General features: G+C 59.9%; 14 protein-coding genes. All 14 read left to right on the forward strand.

Annotated elements, in window-relative coordinates; translation table 11 throughout:
* The first annotated feature begins 3 nt into the window (after positions 1-3).
* Positions 4-1230 (forward strand): hypothetical protein, encoded by a 1227-nt coding sequence (locus ACILRC_RS04870; protein WP_395668228.1) that lies wholly within the window; start codon positions 4-6, stop codon positions 1228-1230.
* A gap of 1 nt (position 1231) precedes the next feature.
* A complete protein-coding gene (locus ACILRC_RS04875) occupies positions 1232-2161 on the forward strand; it encodes a PP2C family protein-serine/threonine phosphatase (protein ID WP_395668229.1) in 930 nt (309 codons plus the stop codon).
* Between the two features lie 24 nt (positions 2162-2185).
* Positions 2186-4033, forward strand: a complete 1848-nt coding sequence (locus ACILRC_RS04880; protein WP_395668230.1) for a hypothetical protein — start codon at positions 2186-2188, stop codon at positions 4031-4033.
* 48 nt (positions 4034-4081) lie between these two features.
* Positions 4082-5617 carry an SUMF1/EgtB/PvdO family nonheme iron enzyme gene (locus ACILRC_RS04885; protein WP_395668231.1) on the forward strand — a complete coding sequence of 512 codons (1536 nt, stop codon included), beginning with the start codon at positions 4082-4084 and terminating at the stop codon, positions 5615-5617.
* 116 nt (positions 5618-5733) lie between these two features.
* On the forward strand, positions 5734-7551 hold the full coding sequence (locus tag ACILRC_RS04890; protein WP_395668232.1) for an Hsp70 family protein: 1818 nt from the start codon (positions 5734-5736) through the stop codon (positions 7549-7551).
* Between the two features lie 18 nt (positions 7552-7569).
* Positions 7570-8685, forward strand: a complete 1116-nt coding sequence (locus tag ACILRC_RS04895) for a hypothetical protein (RefSeq protein WP_395668233.1) — start codon at positions 7570-7572, stop codon at positions 8683-8685.
* Positions 8686-8708: 23 nt separating this feature from the next.
* On the forward strand, positions 8709-9914 hold the full coding sequence (locus tag ACILRC_RS04900; protein WP_395668234.1) for a hypothetical protein: 1206 nt from the start codon (positions 8709-8711) through the stop codon (positions 9912-9914).
* A gap of 137 nt (positions 9915-10051) precedes the next feature.
* The gene (locus tag ACILRC_RS04905) at positions 10052-10804 is read left to right on the forward strand and encodes an SWIB/MDM2 domain-containing protein (RefSeq protein WP_395668235.1); all 753 of its coding nucleotides are present in this window, start codon (positions 10052-10054) and stop codon (positions 10802-10804) included.
* Between the two features lie 32 nt (positions 10805-10836).
* Entirely contained in the window at positions 10837-11604 is a 768-nt protein-coding gene (locus ACILRC_RS04910) for a hypothetical protein (protein WP_395668236.1), read from the forward strand.
* 96 nt (positions 11605-11700) lie between these two features.
* The gene (locus tag ACILRC_RS04915) at positions 11701-12861 is read left to right on the forward strand and encodes a formylglycine-generating enzyme family protein (RefSeq protein ID WP_395668237.1); all 1161 of its coding nucleotides are present in this window, start codon (positions 11701-11703) and stop codon (positions 12859-12861) included.
* A gap of 84 nt (positions 12862-12945) precedes the next feature.
* A complete protein-coding gene (locus ACILRC_RS04920) occupies positions 12946-13890 on the forward strand; it encodes a hypothetical protein (protein ID WP_395668238.1) in 945 nt (314 codons plus the stop codon).
* 59 nt (positions 13891-13949) lie between these two features.
* Positions 13950-15608 carry a WG repeat-containing protein gene (locus ACILRC_RS04925; RefSeq protein ID WP_395668239.1) on the forward strand — a complete coding sequence of 553 codons (1659 nt, stop codon included), beginning with the start codon at positions 13950-13952 and terminating at the stop codon, positions 15606-15608.
* A gap of 12 nt (positions 15609-15620) precedes the next feature.
* On the forward strand, positions 15621-16877 hold the full coding sequence (locus ACILRC_RS04930; protein WP_395668240.1) for a hypothetical protein: 1257 nt from the start codon (positions 15621-15623) through the stop codon (positions 16875-16877).
* A gap of 162 nt (positions 16878-17039) precedes the next feature.
* The coding region (locus ACILRC_RS04935; protein ID WP_395668245.1) for a transposase at positions 17040-17148 on the forward strand (109 nt) is incomplete at its 3' end.

The raw sequence follows: 17148 nt of genomic DNA on the forward strand, positions 1-17148 counted from the left end.
ATCGTGAACTTCTCCCAATACCCCCAAAAAGGCTGGACGCAGCGTTTGGTCGACTGGATCTTTGGCGCGCCCACCGAGCACCAGCGTGCAGAGGCCGACTCGGGCCAGAGCGTGCTCCCCAACACCCAGATGCCCCCCGAGTCGACTTTTGCCGAGCCGGAGACCCTGCCGGTCTGGGTCGACCAAAGCGCCCGCTCGCCACTGGAAGCTTTTAAGGACGCCATCACCGACGCCACGCGCCTTTTCTGCGAGCAGTACGTCTATCCCCTCTACGGCCTCGACCAGCGCACCAAGTACCGTATCACCGGTATCCAGATGTATGTCCCACTGAACAAGTCCTCGTTTCTGCAGGTGCTCGAAAAGTTGCCGATCGACGTGCGCAACCGCATGACCCGCATCCTAGTCATGGCCGCTCCCGGAGCCCAAGACCAACTCGTGATCGACGACGGCTTTTTCGGTCTTAGCCTCGATGTCGAACCGGTTGTGGTCGACGGCAACACGATCCGCCTGATTGCGGCCTGGAGCCGCGACAGCGCCGAAGTCAAGTTTGTTTTTTCGGGTAACTACACCTCGGTCGATCCCAAGCCTCTGAAGTCCGAAGCGGTACCCGACCGGGTCGCTGCGCCGGTACCCGCTGCTGCGAGCGATGCACGGGCGGTTGACAATGAGCCCGAAGTGATCAGCGCCGTGCTCGTACGCCAGCCCGAGGCTGAACCGACGGCCATCACGCAGGTACCGCCCGTTGTACCAGCGTTTCCGGCTCGCCAAAGCATCGAAACGCCGCTTGGCCCGCCCCGGGTTAAGCCAGCGTCCGGCAAAGACACCCCGCTGACCAAACCCAGCTCCCGCCAGATCGCGCAGCTGCGCATCCAATACTCGGGGCAGGATCAGGAAACCACCGTTGCCATCACGGCGGACATGCTGCCCTTCGTCATCGGCCGCGAACACACCAGCACGGGGCGCTTCCGGCACGGCATCAGCCTGGCCGACCCCACCGACGACAACAAAGCCCTGTTGGTCTCCCGCGAACACCTGGAACTCAACCAGTTTCATGCCGAGACCAGCAACTTCTATTTCATCAACCACGGGTTCGCACGCAACGGCTCTTACCACCAAGGCATTGCGCTGCCTGAGCGGTTCATGCTCAAGGCCATGGCGCCCGGCGACATCATTCTGCTCGGTGGGAGCAGCGGCGTAGGTACGGTTCGCATCACCATCAAGGCCGTTTGACATGGCCATTGAAACACCGTATGGCAAACCTGCGTTGATGTCTGGTATGCAATCCAAAACGCAACGCAGGTCACAAGAAGACGCGCCGGCAGCCCGGCAATGGGTCTTTCCTCCTTTGCAAGATGCCCCTCAAAGCCTGCATGGGCAACTCATGCTCAACACTGGGGAGTTGCAGCGCGGAGGTTGGGAAATCGGTTGGGCGCAAGTTGTCGGCAAGCGCCATCGCCTGTGCGAAGACAGCATGGGCATCGCCTGGTCCGGTGCCAGTGCTGGCATTGCCCCCCATGAACCCGCTGTAAAGGCACTCAAACTCATCCTGGCTGACGGCGTGGGCGGTGGCGCACGCGGAGAGGTCGCGAGTCACGCGCTGGTGCAGCACTGCCTGGGTTTGCCGCACCCTGCAGATGGCGCCATAGGCCCGACCCGCCTGCTGGCGGGGCTCTGTCTGGCCGACGCCGCAGTCAACAAGTCCCTGGCCACCCTCACCACCATGCCTGGCGCTGCCACGCTGGCCGCGGCCTGGCTCGACGGATCGGGTCGAGGCTGGATCAGCCGTGTCGGCGATGCCCGTCTGAGCATCTTGCGGCTCGGGGCTGGCAGCTGGCAGCCCCTCATGGCTGACCAAAGCTACGCCAACCTGGGTGAGTCACCGCCCTTGCTCGAACAACTCCATGCACCCGCCCGCATGGTGGGTGCGGGTCTGATGGGTACACCCGAACTGGCGCCATTCACTTTGTGTGCAGGTGAAATGCTGATGCTCAGTTCCGACGGATTGCACGAGTGGCTGGGCGATTCCACGGGCTTGCTCACACAAACCACACCCGCTACCCCCACCCTAGGTGACCTTGCCCGGCGCTTAGCACTCCTTGCTCGCGAAAACGGCAGCGACGACGATATCTCGGTGCTCTTGGCGCGGAAAACCCCACATTGAATTACACTGGTTTCGAGGGAAAAAATGTGTAAAGAAAACATCTCCTGGGAGGAGTTGATTCGTCTGCTGGATCCACATAAGCCGATTCCCAAGCAGACCAAAGCCGAGGGTGCCATCGAGTTCTGGCGCGATTGGGATGCCGAACGGCAACGGGCCGTCTGGGGCAAACGCTACATCGCCAATGAAAAATTCGATCTTAGGGCCTTCAACAGCGCCGAAATTGAATGGCTGATGCAGCTGTCCGACGCGGGAGTAAGCAATACCTACCGGCGCGCCAGCTTTGAGCAGCAGGGCACGAAGCTGGCCCAGCCCGCCAGCACCACCATCAAGACGTTCGACTGCGGCCCCACGCTGGACGACTGGTTGCGCACGACCGTCGTCCTGAGCGGGCGCCCTCAGCGGCACTGTTTTGTTCAGCCTGAGTCTTTTTTGCGCTTGGCGCAACGCATCCTGCTCGCGCTGGATCGTCTGCACGCCTGTCAGTTCGTTCACTGCGACCTCCACCCAGGCAACATCACTCTACCGATGTGGATGCTGGACACCGAGGCCGACAGGGCGAGACTGGTGCCCCAGTGGGACAACATCACCCTCATTGATTTCGGTTACTCGGTAGATACCCGCAGGCCGCCAAAGACCACCCTGCCCATCCAGCATGAAGGGCAGGGGGTACGCATATCAGGGCATCTTCAGGGCATTTTGCGTGATGTAGAGGCAGGCGCCAAAAAGCTGCTGAAAGCGGGCGAGTTCTGGGTAGACGTATACCTGGACCCGCAGTGGTGGCAGCCTCTGGATGTGTCGCCCCTTGATGCGTTTAGGCGCCTGGACTGGCGTGAAGACCTCTACCAGCTAGGACGCATGTTGGCCGATATCCGCGACGGGGTGGGCCACGCCCAGCACTTGGAAGGCCGCACCATCCGCACGGCTCAGGCTGTGAAGGGCATCGATGAGATGGTCAATGAGCTGCCTGAACACCTCATGCAGTTCGGTCTGCGCGCCGAAAAGCCTCCCCACCGCCCCCACTTGTCCATCGTGCAGTCCATCGAGAGGTTGCTGATCGAAGCAAGCGGCCGGGGCACGGGGTGTCCGAACGGATTTCTGCTGCTCAAGTCCACATTCGACTCGAACAGTGGTGTCATGCCAACGCCAAAGCTGAGCCCGGACCCAAAGCAGCCCGACAAGCCTGCAGCCGCAGAGATGCCGCTGGGCAAAAACCGCAAGCCAGTGCCCGCGCCACAGTGGGCCATATACATCCCCGACCTGCCGCTGCCAGCCATGAAGCCATTGCGTGTGGCCTCTCCTACCGGCTGGCAGTTTGTCGTGGCGGCCACACCGGTGACCTGGCGCCAGTGGCACGCCGCCAGCCAGCACAACCCAGACCTGCTCCGTCCCGGCCCGCTGGGCAAGCCGGGCGAGCTGCCCGAGACCATGCTCGACTGCGCCATCACCCGCGTCAGCCACGCGGACTGCTTGGCCTACCTGGACACCATCAATCACCTCAGCGGCGCCTACGCGTCGAGCGAACTTGCCCAATTCAGGCTGCCCACCCCGGCCGAATGGGCCCTGCTCATGGCCAGCGACCACGACGCGCCGCCCCATGGGCAGAACATCGACGTGGCGAGTGCACCTGTGAACCGCTGGGCGCCGAACGCCCAAGGCATTGCCGGCCTGCGGCACCACTTGTGGCAATGGTCCGCAGCGCCTGTGAGCGGTGGCTGGGCCCAGGTGCGTGGTGGCTGCGCTGCGCAGGCTGGCTCTCAACCAGGCGCCGACCCGGTGGACGATTACCCCGCCGACCACCGTAGCCCCTTCATCACCCTGCGGCTGGTCAGACACATTCCCTTGGCAGGAGCTCCTGACATTCGAGGCAACTGAGTCTGCGAGCCTGTTCTCTGTAAAGATTTTCAAGAAGGTAAGCCAAAGATGGCCATCGTAGAAGTCAAAGTTCCGCAACTTTCTGGGTCAGTGGCAGAAGCCACCTTGCTGCAGTGGAAGAAAAGAATTGGTATGCGTGTCGCGATGGATGAAATCCTGATCGAGTTTGAAACGGACAAAGTGGTTCTGGAAGTTCCGGCGCCAGTATCGGGCGTGCTGTCTTCAATCTTGGTGGGCGATGGCGGGACTGTCACTGCCGATCAACTGATCGCGCGGATAGACACTCAAGCAACGGCTGGTTTCATGTGGATGTCGCCCATAACAGCTACTACCACCCTCGTGACCAATTTGATTCACTGCTTGATCAACCAAGAAGCCTGCAAGCGAGAAGCTAGCAACCCTGTTTGCCCCAAATGCGGGATGGACGAGCGGGTGGTGTACCCGGGTGAAGCCGACCGCGAAGCGGCGCAGGAGCGGGCCGAAGGGCGCTACTGGAAAGCGCACGCAGCACTCCTTGCCGCGCAGTTGGCATCGCTGGAGAGCAGGTCGACATCTACACCCGAGGTCACGGGCGCGGGCATTGAATGTCGGGTGCCCGACATTGGCGACTTCACTGACCTCGCGGTCATCGAACTGTTGGTCAAACCCGGTGAACACGTTAAACGGGAGCAGTCTTTGATCTCGGTGGAGAGCGATAAGGCAAGCATGGAGATTCCCGCTTCGCGCTCCGGCACCATTCATTCATTGCATGTCAAGATCGGCGACAAGGTGAGCGAGGGTTCATTGATTGCCTCGTATGTAGCATTCGTCGACGGCCAAGTCTTCCGAGACGCGCCGTGGTCGCCGGAGATGTTGGTACTGCCCCGCGGGCGGTTCTTGATGGGCAGCCCGGCGGGGGAGCCGGGGCGGTCAGACGATGAAGGTCCGCAACATGAGGTGACGATAGGGTACGGGCTGGCCATGGGCCGATACCCAGTGACGTTTGATGAGTGGGACACGTGCGTGGCCGACGGCGGCACGCAGCACAAACCAGAGGACCAAGGCTGGGGCCGAGGCAGGAGGCCGGTGATCGACGTGAGTTGGCAGCATGCTCAGGAGTACGTGACATGGCTGAACGAGAAGCTGGGCATCGCGATGGACGACCCGGGCAGGTTCCGCCTGCCCAGCGAAGCCGAGTGGGAATATGCGTGTAGAGCGGGAACGAAGGGCCTGTACAGCACGCCCGACGGATTGATGAGCGAAGACCGGGCCAACTACGACGCCAGCTACACCTATGAAGGTGCCCCCACAGCGGGACGCAAGTCAGACAAGACCACGCCGGTGGGCATCTACCCGGCCAACGGCTGGGGCTTATACGACATGCACGGCAACGTGTTGGAGTGGGTGCAAGACGGGTTTGAGGAGAGCTACCGTGGTGCCCCAACAGACGGCAGAGCTTGGGAGAGTGGCAGCAGTCGCCGCGTGATCCGGGGCGGTCCGTGGAGCGGCTACCCGAAGTTCTTGCGGTCTGCTTATCTCAGCGGGTACACCCTCGGCGACCGGGGCGTCTACATTGGGTTCCGGCTTGCCAGGACCGTTTCGTGAGAACCGGCTTGCCCCTTGCGGCTTGGTTGCTTTACCCCTTGGGGGTCTTGGGGGCTTGCCCCCCAGCGTTTTGACCTATTGTTCCTTTCGATCTTTGATTCAACACCACCACCACCATGAGCAAAATCGGCATCGACCTGGGCACTACTTACACCACAGTGTGTTACGTCAACGAACGCAAGCAGCCACTGGAGGATGGCTATATCGAGGTCTATCGCCCGGTCGATACGGGGTCGGTTCCCAGTGCGGTGGCCTATCACAAGAAGTCGGGCAAGCGCACCTATGGCGCGGCGGCCCGGGACCGGGTGGGTGACGAAGACTACTGGGTGTATCAGCATTTCAAGATGCTGCTGGCTCTGGAGGACACCCCAAAGCTCGAAGAGTTTGTTGCGGCCCATCCTGAGTACGAGCCTTATCGCCAGCGAAAGCCCAGCGAGGTGGCCAAAGACTTTTTCACCGATCTGCTCAGTGCGTTCAAGCAAGACCAGGCCGCCAGCAAGCTCGAAAAAGTGGTGGTCACCATGCCGCTTGTCTGGCGCGGGTTGGGGCAGCAACTCGATGGCAACACCGGCAGCGCGCGCCACAAGCTGGTGGGCGCCATCAAGGCGGCGTGTCAGGTCTTGAATCCGCCGGGCGTTCAAGCCCGCATTGAAGTGAAAAGCGAACCCGAAGCCGCGGCGGGCTACTTTGCACACGAATACCTTCGCAAACACAACAAACCCTTTGTGGGCAAGATGCTGGTGGTGGATTACGGGGGCGGCACGCTGGACCTCACCCTGGCGGAGGTGGCCTGGAACGACAAAGGCATGATCGAGCTGTCCACCCTGGAAAACAGCGGCAAAGGCAAGCCGCTGGACTTCGCGCTGGGCGCTGCGGGGGTGGCTTATGACCGTGCCTTGCTCAAGCACATGCTGGACAAGAAGAACAGCACACTTAGCGCCGAGGACACCGCCTACTACCTCAACGAGCTGGAGCGGGCAAAGCGCCAGTCCACCGTGCGCACCTCTCTCAACGAGTGGGTGGTCAAAGGCGACGGCGAAGAGCAGTCGTTCAACTTCCAGCGCATCAAGGTCTATCCTGAAGATTGTGAGAAGGCCTTCCAGACTGTGAACGCGGCGGCGCTGGAAGAGGCCATGGACGAAGTGTTTGCCGCCTACCCGGCGTTGCCCCAGTCGCCGGAGCTCATGGCCGTGCTGGCGGGCGGCTTTAGTAACCTGGCCTTTGTGGAACATGCAGTGCGACGGCGCATGGGCATCAGCGAAGACATTGAGGACCAAAGCGACGCACGCCTTTCGCTCAACCGCAAGGAAGACCGGCAATTTGCCATTGCCATGGGCGCGGCGCTCGTGTCGGCCCAACTGCTGGATATAGACGACAGCAAGACAGATTTCCAGATCGGATTTTGGGCGCAGGCGAATCTGACAACGGGGTGGGGTTGGCGGTATTTCCAGATCATCGAGCGCAACACCCCTTACCCTCAACTCGTCAATCCCTGCTGGGCGCAAAGCGCTACGGGCGATGTCATCCAGCTCTCTGGAGGTGGCGGGGTTCTCAATCTGGGCTACAGCGAGACAGGCAACCCAAAAGTGATGCCCAGGCGGATTCCACTGGACGCCGCCAAGCTCAACGGCACCGGCAAGACAACCAATCTGAGCAATCTGGTGCCGGGCTGGCAGAACAAGGACACCAAGTGGACGCTGGGCTTTTCAGTTCGCCCTGACGAAGACGATGTGTCGGGCGAAGCGCAGATCCTTGTTCATTTCCAGAACCTGCAGTCACAAGAGATCCGGGCTTACCCCATCAACCAACTCAAGCAGCTGGCCGACGTGCTGTTGGTGCACGACCCCGTGGTCGAAGCACCCTACGACGAAGCGTTCAAAGCCTTCATGGCTAGTCGACAGCCCTCCAAGCTCAAGGGCAAATCCGGCAAGTGAGCACCCAGGGACTGAACGATGAAACCAGACACCCTTGCTATTCCAGCCTCTACGGTGCAGCACCTGCTCACCTCCGCGCAGGATGCCAGTGCCTTGGCCTCTGCGAACACGGGGCTTTGGCCCGTCTTGCTGCAACAGCGCATCAACTGGCTGAGCAAGTGGGATGAAACACTGGCGCCTTTGTTCCAAACAGAAAGCGGCCCACAAACCGAGTTCGCGCTCAAACCTCAACAAGTGACCGACCTGTTGCGGGCCTGGGCGCACGGCTTGTCTGCCGATGCGCATAATGTCCCGCCCAACAGCGTAGCCCTGATGCTCATGGGCTATGGGGGCAGCCCGATGTTGCTGGACGCATCGCGCCACTGGGCCCAGGGCTTGTTGGCCAGTGCAGCGGACGGCACCACGCACGACACTATCGACCAAGGCCTGGCGCTGGCCAGGTGGTTCCGCCGCTGGGGGCGGCAGGCCGCCGAGCTGGTGGTGCTGGAAGCGCTGCAATCGGTGTCCACATTAGCACCTCAGGAGCAAGAGCGTCTGGTGCAGTTGGGCGGTGAACGCTGGAAAGGGCAGCGCATGCAAGTCAGCGCCGAGCGCCCGCGCATTGCACAGCGTGACCGGGCCGACGCGCACAGCCTGGAGCGGTATTTCAAAGAACGCCCGGAGGCTTCACAAACCTTGCTGGCTTTGCGCGCCAAAGCCGTCAGCGCCGCCAACGAGCGCCTGTCGCTGGGGAACGGCAGCGCCCATCAGTTTTTCGCCGCGCTGCAGCAACAGGCGCTGGGACCGAGCTTGCAGGCTCAGAGCCTGCAAATGCATCGTCAGGCCATCAACGTGGTGGATGCCAACGGCGAAACGCCCAGCGAGGCGGCCTTGTTTCGTTCGACCCGTAATGCCATGACACTTTTGCTCATGGTCACGGAAAGCGGCGGCATCGCCGACATCCGCCTGGCCACACTGGTGCTGGCCGACGACTTGTCGCTGGACGCCTACTGTCGCCGTGTAGTGCAAGTCAACGACGACGGTGAGTCACCCACCGAACTGATCGCGCGCAGCGCGGTGATCGAGGCTGTGCAGGCCGCACTTCAAAGCGTCAAAACCAACCGCAAGCCCGACTCCAGTTCGCTGGCCGGGTGACATCGACAAGGCAGCACAAAGACATGTCCACCGACACGCTGATCGTCAACCCCCACCCCGACCCTGTGCTGGCGCAACAGAGCGCGCAGTTCCCAAACTTTGCGGCCTTTCTGGCCTGGGTCAGTCACCACTGGCACGACCCGCAAGTGCTGCAGCACGCGCAGTGGCTCATCAGCCCCTTTGTGGCGATGGCGCAGCGCAACCCCAAAAGCGCAGAAGCGTGGCGCACAGCCGCCTGGCGCGTGCCCGAGAGCTACGGCACTTTGAGCAGCCCAGAGCAACCACCATTGACCTTGCGCTGGCTGGATGCATCGGGAGCGAAGCGCCTGCTCAGCGAGACTGACCCGGAAAGTGAACTCCAGCTCAGCGGCTTGACCGAGCTGGACGCTGACACCGCGCAGGTGATTTCCGCCCACAAGGGCGCTCTTGATCTTTCCGGTCTGCGGCAACTGACGCGAGCGGTGGTCACAGCGCTTGAAGCGCACACGGGCCTCATTCGGCTGGACGCTCTGCAAAACCTTGGCGGGAGCCTGGTGCCGCTGGTGCGTCGAAGAACAACCCCCCGGGGCAGCACGCAACCTGGCCTTAGCCTGGGCGGGTTGACTCGCATCAATGCGCACGATGCCTACTTGCTGGCGCAGGTGCAGGGCGACCTCCTGCTCAATGGCCTGAAAGAAATCAACACTGAGCAGGCCACCTGGCTGACGCAGCGGCAGGGCGACGGCGACAAGAAGCTTGGGACCTTGCACCTGGACGGCTGGCAGCACCCCAGCCCTGCGGCATTACAGGCGCTCGCTGCCTACCGGGGGTCCTTGTCCCTGGGCGCATGGTTTCCACCGAAAGAAGGAGCCCCCGACCATTGGAAAGCCCTGGCCAGCGAAGCGCGCGACGGGCTTTCCTTGGGCGCGATTGCATCGCTGACCGAAGCCAACGCACAGGCGCTTGCAAAACTCCAGCTCAAGCGCCTGTACTTGCCGGGAGTCACATCGCTGGATACCACGCTGGTGGAGCACCTGGGCAGCATGGTGTTGCTGGCCCTGGTATTGGACAACGTGGAACACGCCACGGCGCAGCAGATTCGGCGCCTGGTGCAACTGCAGCACAAAGACAGCAGCACCTCCGGTCTTTCCATGGCTCGCCTGGTGCTGACGCCTGAAGTCCGAGCCGAGCTCACGAGGCACAAGAAGCTGTTGGATCCGCTGTACGAGCGGGTTTACGAGGAGCGCTAGGTACTTTGTGTAGCGCGTGAGTCGATTTTCAAGCCCCATCCGTCTTCAGTCCTGCAATGAGTCAAAACCAACACTGCCTGATCAACCAAGAAGCTTGCGGGCGAATCGAGGGCAGCCCAGTCTGCCCCAAGTGCGGCATGGATGAACGATTGGTCTACCCCGGACAGTCTGACCTCGAAGGAGCGATCACCGCTGCCAAGGCGAGATACTGGGAGAACCATGCTCGGCAACTGGAAGCTCAGTATGCCCAAGTTGTGGTGAATGCTGGCGGCGAACAGGAGCCGGAAGGCGATGCCAATGAAATGGATTCGGAGTTTCTGGGATTGCTGGTTCCCAGTCCAGATTTGGCTGCCATTGTTGGAGCTGAACCGTTGGGCCGAACTGAGGCGACAAAAAAGGTATGGGCGTATATCAAGAAGAACAAGCTTCAAGACTCGATCAATAAACGCATGATCAATGCTGATTCCAAATTTCGCAAGTTGTTCAATAAGCCGCAAGTGTCCATGTTTGAGTTGACCAACATTCTCAACCAGAACCTTAAGCAAATGGAGCCTTCGTCAGGGCTTCCAGATGGAGTCACAAAGCTCAACCCTGCGGCAGCGTGGCCGTTCCCAACAAAGGACCGATCCGTAGCCAAACCGGAACGCCGCGTCGCGATAGAGCCAGAACTGAATTCAAGCGCCGAATTAGGACCGGCGCCAGAGCCTCCCATCCAAGAGGGGGGATTCGAACTACCCAGAATCCTCACTGCAGGCGCTGTCTCAGTCGCTGCCAACGCGGTGCTGGGTGTTGAGGATTCTTGGATGCGCATTGGCGTGACAGTGGTCTGTTTTTTGGTCGTTGGAGGATTATGGTCTTTGCTGCAAAGCAACGGAAAACCAGATCTTTGAATCGAACGCGATAAGCAAGAGGAGGACCAGCGGTGGAGTCATGCCTGATTAACCAAAGTGCCTGCGAGCGAATCCAGGGCAACCCTGTGTGCCCCAAATGCGGCATGGACGAGCGGGTGGTGTACCCGAGTGAGGCGGACCGCGAAGCCGCGCAGACGGCGGGAAGGGCACGTTACTGGGAAGCCCACGCCCGACAACTGGAAGCAGCGCAAGCAACCAGGGAAAGTGCTAAGGTGACGGATCCGGTGGCTCTTGAACAAGCGCCACCCAATCCCACCACGGCAGAAAAGCTCAACCCGCGAGCGGCCTGGCCGTTCCCTACCAGTGAACCTTCCGCGACCTCCACGGCTGAGGAGCCCGAAATCACGTCAGTCGAAGACTCGGAGGAAGGCGCCCTGCGAGATAAGACGCTCAAACGCATTCGCAACGGCTGGATTTTTGCCGGTATCAGCGCGTTGATGACGCTGTTTTTTGGTGTGGTGGGGCCCGCCATGGACATCAATCCCTTGGACATCGACGCTTCGGCGGACGAGCACTGGTACATGCTGATCGACGTGGTGCTGGTAGTGGCATTGGCGTTTGGGGTCTACCGCAAGAACCGATGGGCCGCCGCTGCGCTGTTTGCGTACTTCCTGTTTTCCAAGATCACGATGTCCTTGGACTACGAGTCCCCGCGCCCCTTGATTCAGGGTGCTGTGTTCGGCTACTTCTATTTCATGAGCATGTGGGGCTGCTTCACCTGGCACAAGCGATTTGCAAACGAAGCTCGATGGCCTTTCCCCACTTCTAAGACCCCCTGACATGCCCGAGCGCGCCGCATCATGACGACCTCTTGCCTTATTGATCAAAGCGCCTGCGGCCGTGTCGCGGGCGACCCTGTATGCCCTAAGTGCGGCATGGATGAGCGGGTGGTGTACCCGGGCCAGGCTGACCGCGAGTCTGCACAGACGGCAGGGCTGGCGCGCTATTGGGAGACGGATGCCAAGGGGCTGGAGCAACAGGTCCGGCAAGATGAAAAAGCCGCCATTGAAGTCTCGACGGCCACGCCCCCCTTTCAGCCACCAACTTCTGTGCCACCAGCGGTGCCACCCCAAGCCCCGTCACCGCAACCCGCCAACAGCGGCGGTTTCAATTGGGCCTGGGTGCCGATGGTGGTGGCGCTGTTGGGTGTGAGCGTCTATTTCAAGTTTCAGAGAGAACAAGACCAGCGACGCATTGAGGAATTCGGTCGCATGGTCGCCAAAACGGATACGCCTTCAACGGCGGAACGCATATTGGGTGGGGCATCTCAGGATGCGGCGCAAGCAGCTCAGCAACCCTTCGAGCCTGAAATGGTACTCATACCCGCAGGCACTTTCATCATGGGCAGCCCGGCGAGTGAGCCTGAGCGAGTCATTGACGAAGGGCCACAGCACACAGTTCAGGTGGCGGCTTTTGAGCTGGGCAAGACCGAGGTGACCTTTGCGCAGTGGGACGCGTGCGTGGCCGATGGGGGCTGCAGTCACCGCCCGGGTGACGAAGGCTGGGGCAGGGGCGACCGGCCAGTGATCAATGTGAGCTGGAACGACATCACGGAGCAGTACATACCCTGGCTTAACCGCAAGACGGGCATGAGCTACCGCCTGCCGTCAGAAGCCGAGTGGGAATACGCAGCCCGGTCTGGGTGCACCACGGCGTTCAACGTGGGGGGGGCATGCAGCGACAAAATTGAACTCAGCCAGGCCAACTTTGATGGCAACTACACCTACAACGGAAGCCGCAAGGGCAATTCCCTAGAAAAGACGGTAGCTGTCGGCAGCTACGAAGCCAATAGCTGGGACGTGCACGACATGCACGGCAACGTGTGGGAGTGGGTACAAGATTGCAGAAACAGCGGCTACAACGGCGCTCCTGGCAGCGGAACTGCATGGGTAAGCGGTGATTGTGGAAGTCGAATGCTACGGGGGGGGGGCTGGTACTACCAGCCGGAGTACCTGCGGGCCGCTGTGCGCGGCTGGCTCTCCCCAGACGACCGGATCAACTTCTCCGGGTTTCGACTCGCCAGGTCCGTTTCATGAGCAACGGCTTACCCCTTGTGGCTTGGCTGCTTGCCACTCTGTTGCCGGAAAAGGCCCCCCACTGAAAGCAAAGGAGCACCATCCATGACCGACTCACTCAAACCCTTGCTGGATCTGGTGGTCCAAGCCCGCACCCATGTGCAAGCGGGCGACGTACCAGGCGATGTACATATGCAGGCCCTGACGCTGGCGTTGTGGCCGCTGGTGCAGCATCAGGCGCGCAACGTCATGCGGGGCAAACCGGGAGGGTTCAATCTGACGGACGCGGATGACCTGGCCTCTGCCGGTATGGCGCATTTTTCGGATCCATCGACCCTGGGCGTGCTGAAGTTCAAAGGCAATACCGAAGGCGAGTTGACGGCTTTTGTGCGGCTCAAGCTCAACAGCTTGCGCATTGACGACCTGCGCAAATTGCTGGGCCGTTTGCCCAAGAAATCCGAGGACGAAGGAGAAGGTTCGCCAGACGAAACCGCAGCAAACCCCGACACCGACGAGGCGGACGAACCGCCCCTGCTGACCGATGAGCAGCGCATCACCAAGGCCAAAGCCAGCCCCTTTCTGCCCCGCGTGTATGTGGACGTGGTGGACGACGAGGGCAACGAGTTCTTGCCGTCTGAGCGTCGCTCGGCCACCGGCTACCTGCTGCTCAAGCAGACCAAAAAACACCTGCACGACTACCTGAAGCTGATGCCGGGTTCCGTGGTGTTGGTGCCTTACGGGCCGCGCAGCAAGAAGCAGGGCATGAAGACGCTCAAGCTCACGGCCAATCACGCCGCCTTGCTGCGCGTGTGGATGAGTGGCGAGGGCGACGAGCAGTGGAAAGCGATTGCAGCGCAAATGGGCACTGCGGTGGGCAATGTCAAGCGCTGGTGGGCAGAGGCGGTGTCAGCGTTCCAGGTGGACGACTCGTCCGAGGCCCAAGCCTTGCGCAACCTGTATCGCCTCAACCCCAACCACACCAGCAGGGCCAGCGACGCAATGGACGAGCCGGAAGGCGATGACGTCCGGGACGGTGCGGTACCCGCGTGAGCCAAGCGTGCAGGCTGTTCCGTCTTCACACAACCCATTCACCAAAATGAACACCCCACATGCCTGTCCCCGACCTGAACCGCTACGCCGCATTCCTGCGCTGGCACCTTACTGAGCCAGAAGAGGGTGCCAAGCCCGAACCGAGCACCGACCTGGCAGGCGTACAGGTCTGGGTGGTGCACTTTGCCGGCCGCGACTGGGAAGGGCCTTTCGACCGCCCAGCCTACCTGTGTCTGACGCAGTCAGAAGCCCAGATGGTGGTGGGCGAGGTGGCTGGCCCCAGGCCCAAAGTCAGCCGCCTGGGTTTTGAGGCGTACATCAACGCCCGCATCGAAGCCGTGCCGCTGGCGCATGCGCTGCAAGACGAAGCGCTGGATAGGCTGCTGCGCAGGCGACTCAAGCGCCTGGCCGCCTACACACCCGAAGCCTATGAATGCGCCACGCAGCACTTTATTTGCCTGCACGAAGGCGGCGTTGCGGTGCTGCTGTTGGAGGGCGACCAACTGACGCAGCCGGCCCAACCCCGTGACCACTGGCCCGCGGAGCTGCGCTGGGGCCAACCCCTGGTGGTGTGGAACGAGGCCGGGCTGGCGGGTGTGATGGGCCCTGACGGGCAACTGCTCGTGCCTTGCCGCTTTGCGGCATTGCGCAGCGGGCTGTCTGGCAAACGGCTGCTGGCCCTGCGGGAGCCCGTGGGTCCCATCACCGAGCCCCTGGCCCCCAATGCTTTCACCCAGTTCCGCTGCGACGTGATCGACAGCCACACCGGTCAGCGCATCAACCCTTCCGGCACCAGCGCCCTGCTCGGGGCGCTGGGGCACGACGGCGAGTGCGTGGCCGTGATGGACGACGATGAGCGCCCGGGGCCTGCGCGTGTGGGTTTCATGAAGGCCAACGGCCAATGGCTGGGCGGTTGCCGCTGGGCCAACGTGCTGATGTTCCACGGGGGCCTGGCGGCGGTGCAAGACCCTGACACGCTTCGCTGGGGCTACATGGACAAAACCGGACAATTGGTCATTGCGCCGCAGTACCTGTGGCCGGGTTTCTTCAACAGCAAACGCGCCATCGTGCAGGCGCCTCTGCCGGCCGCCGCTGCTGATGTGGCCACGCAGACCGAAGGTGGCGCAAAGGCCGCTGCCTGGTACGTGATCGACCCCAGCGGCAAATCGCTCACCGGCCCTTGGGCCTGCATTGACCACGCGCCCAACGATCACTTTGTGGTGCAAGTGCTGGAAGACACGGGCAGCGAGCGCTGGAGCCTGCTAGACGACGACGGCACACTGCTGCTGGAGCGCGAGCCCGTACCGCAAGAAGACACGGCTGACCACAGCCACCTGGACGCGACCGACAAGGCCGCCCAACACCTCAACCGGCTGTGGCAACAGCGCCGCCGAAGCCTGGCCCTGAGCCTGCGTGGCCTGCCACCGCACGAACGGGTCGCCCAGTACCGCCCCACCACCGAGCGCGACCTCATCAGCCTGGGGCTGTGGGGGCGGCGGATGCGCTGCACCCAGCCAGTGCAAAGCGCCGCGTTGGGGGATGGCGTCAAGCCAGAGGCCTATCTGGAATGCTACTACCCCGTGACCCTGAACATCTTCAATCTGGCGGCTGAAGCGCCGGTGACGTTCACGCGGGCCGATGGCAGCACGGTGTGCATTGGCGTGCCATGGGGTGATTTGGAGCTGTACGATGCTGATGCCGTCTGCAAAACCGATTAATGGAACAAAACCATGAGTGCTGAAAACAAAAACTGCCTGATCAACGAATCTGCTTGTGGGCGAATTGAGGGGAATCCGGTTTGCCCTAAATGTGGAATGGATGAGCGGGTGGTTTATCCGGGATATGCGGATCTAGAGGCGGCACAATCCTCAGCCCACGATAACTTTATAGCCCATGAAGAGCGTGAGCGCAACGAGATGCAAAGACGAGAAGTTGAGAAAGCGCGCAGCGAGGCAGAGCGCGATAAGAAAGAGCGTGAAGATCTTGCAAGTCAAGCTGAGTTCCAGGCTAATAGAGATGCGCAGAAATCGGAATTAGATGATGGTCGGCAAGTCAAGATGATAAAACGAATTCGAAATGGTTGGCTTTTATCCAGTGTTGTGGCTTTTATTACATTGATTGTATCTTTATTTGAGATTTTACTCGGCCATGATCTGGTCTTTAGGGAGTCTATGGAAGGAGTGGATCATTTTATTAATTTCTCCTTGGTTGTTGCCATGCTGCTTCTTTCATTTGGCCTTACTCGCAAAAATCGAATTGCTGGTATTGTATTTTTTCTCGTGTCTCTAGCAAATTCGATTGGCACTTTTTATGCGCTCCTGAACTCCTCGCTAGACTCGCTTGTATCTGAGGCAAATGTATCCTCTTTATACTTTTATATACTCACTGCGTCATTTCATGCGGCGATAATATGGATTGCGTTCAATGCAATGCGGAGTTGTATTGCATGGGGAAAATACTCATACGCTGAAACATTATCAGAAACAAGCATGGATCAAGGGCTTCATGTGCTATCAATATTTTTATGTATGACTGTTTTGCCAGTGTTAACATTTACCATTGCAGCCTCTGCTATAGTGTATCTAAAGAATTTTTGGTTCTTTTTTCTTTTGGCTAAGATTTTAGTAGTACTAATCTATTTTGCTTCTTTGTCGATCTTGTGGCACGTCGGAAGATGGCGGGCGATTGTGGCTTTTGGATTAGTGGCGTACTTTGCATTTTTTGGTATTGTTGAGTTTAAGGCCTCATCAATTTTGCGGGCTAATTTAATAATTTCTATATCAGGTCTCCTTGTTGGCTTTGCTCTCGTAATTTGGGAAACCTTTTTTCAAGCCAGGGTTGGTGTATATTTATACGGGCTGCTGCCTGAGGGAACAATTATCGGAAAAATAATTCGCTGGGAACTTCATCCAAAATTCCAGCATCTTTTTAGATATCACGTGCTGCTAGCCGTATTTATTTTTTTGATATATGTTGTAGTTGAATAGGCAGCGGGCCCTGCAAAGCCATTTAGCATGTTGGTTTCATTATGTTCACACGGTAAACGCGCATTGCCGAAATGTCCAGAAAATTCGTAGTATATGACCTGCCCCCCATAAACCGTACCAGCCAAGTTTCCAAGAAGTCCATCAACCCGGAGAATGATGGACATGAGAACAAGCAAATTCAGCGAAGAGCAGATCATTGGCTTTCTGCGCCAGGCCGAGGCCGGCATGCCGATCAAGGAGATCGGCCGCAAACACGGCTTTAGCGATGCGT

Origin of the sequence: Rhodoferax sp., assembly GCF_044236835.1 — a bacterium.
Classification (GTDB): domain Bacteria; phylum Pseudomonadota; class Gammaproteobacteria; order Burkholderiales; family Burkholderiaceae_C; genus Allorhodoferax.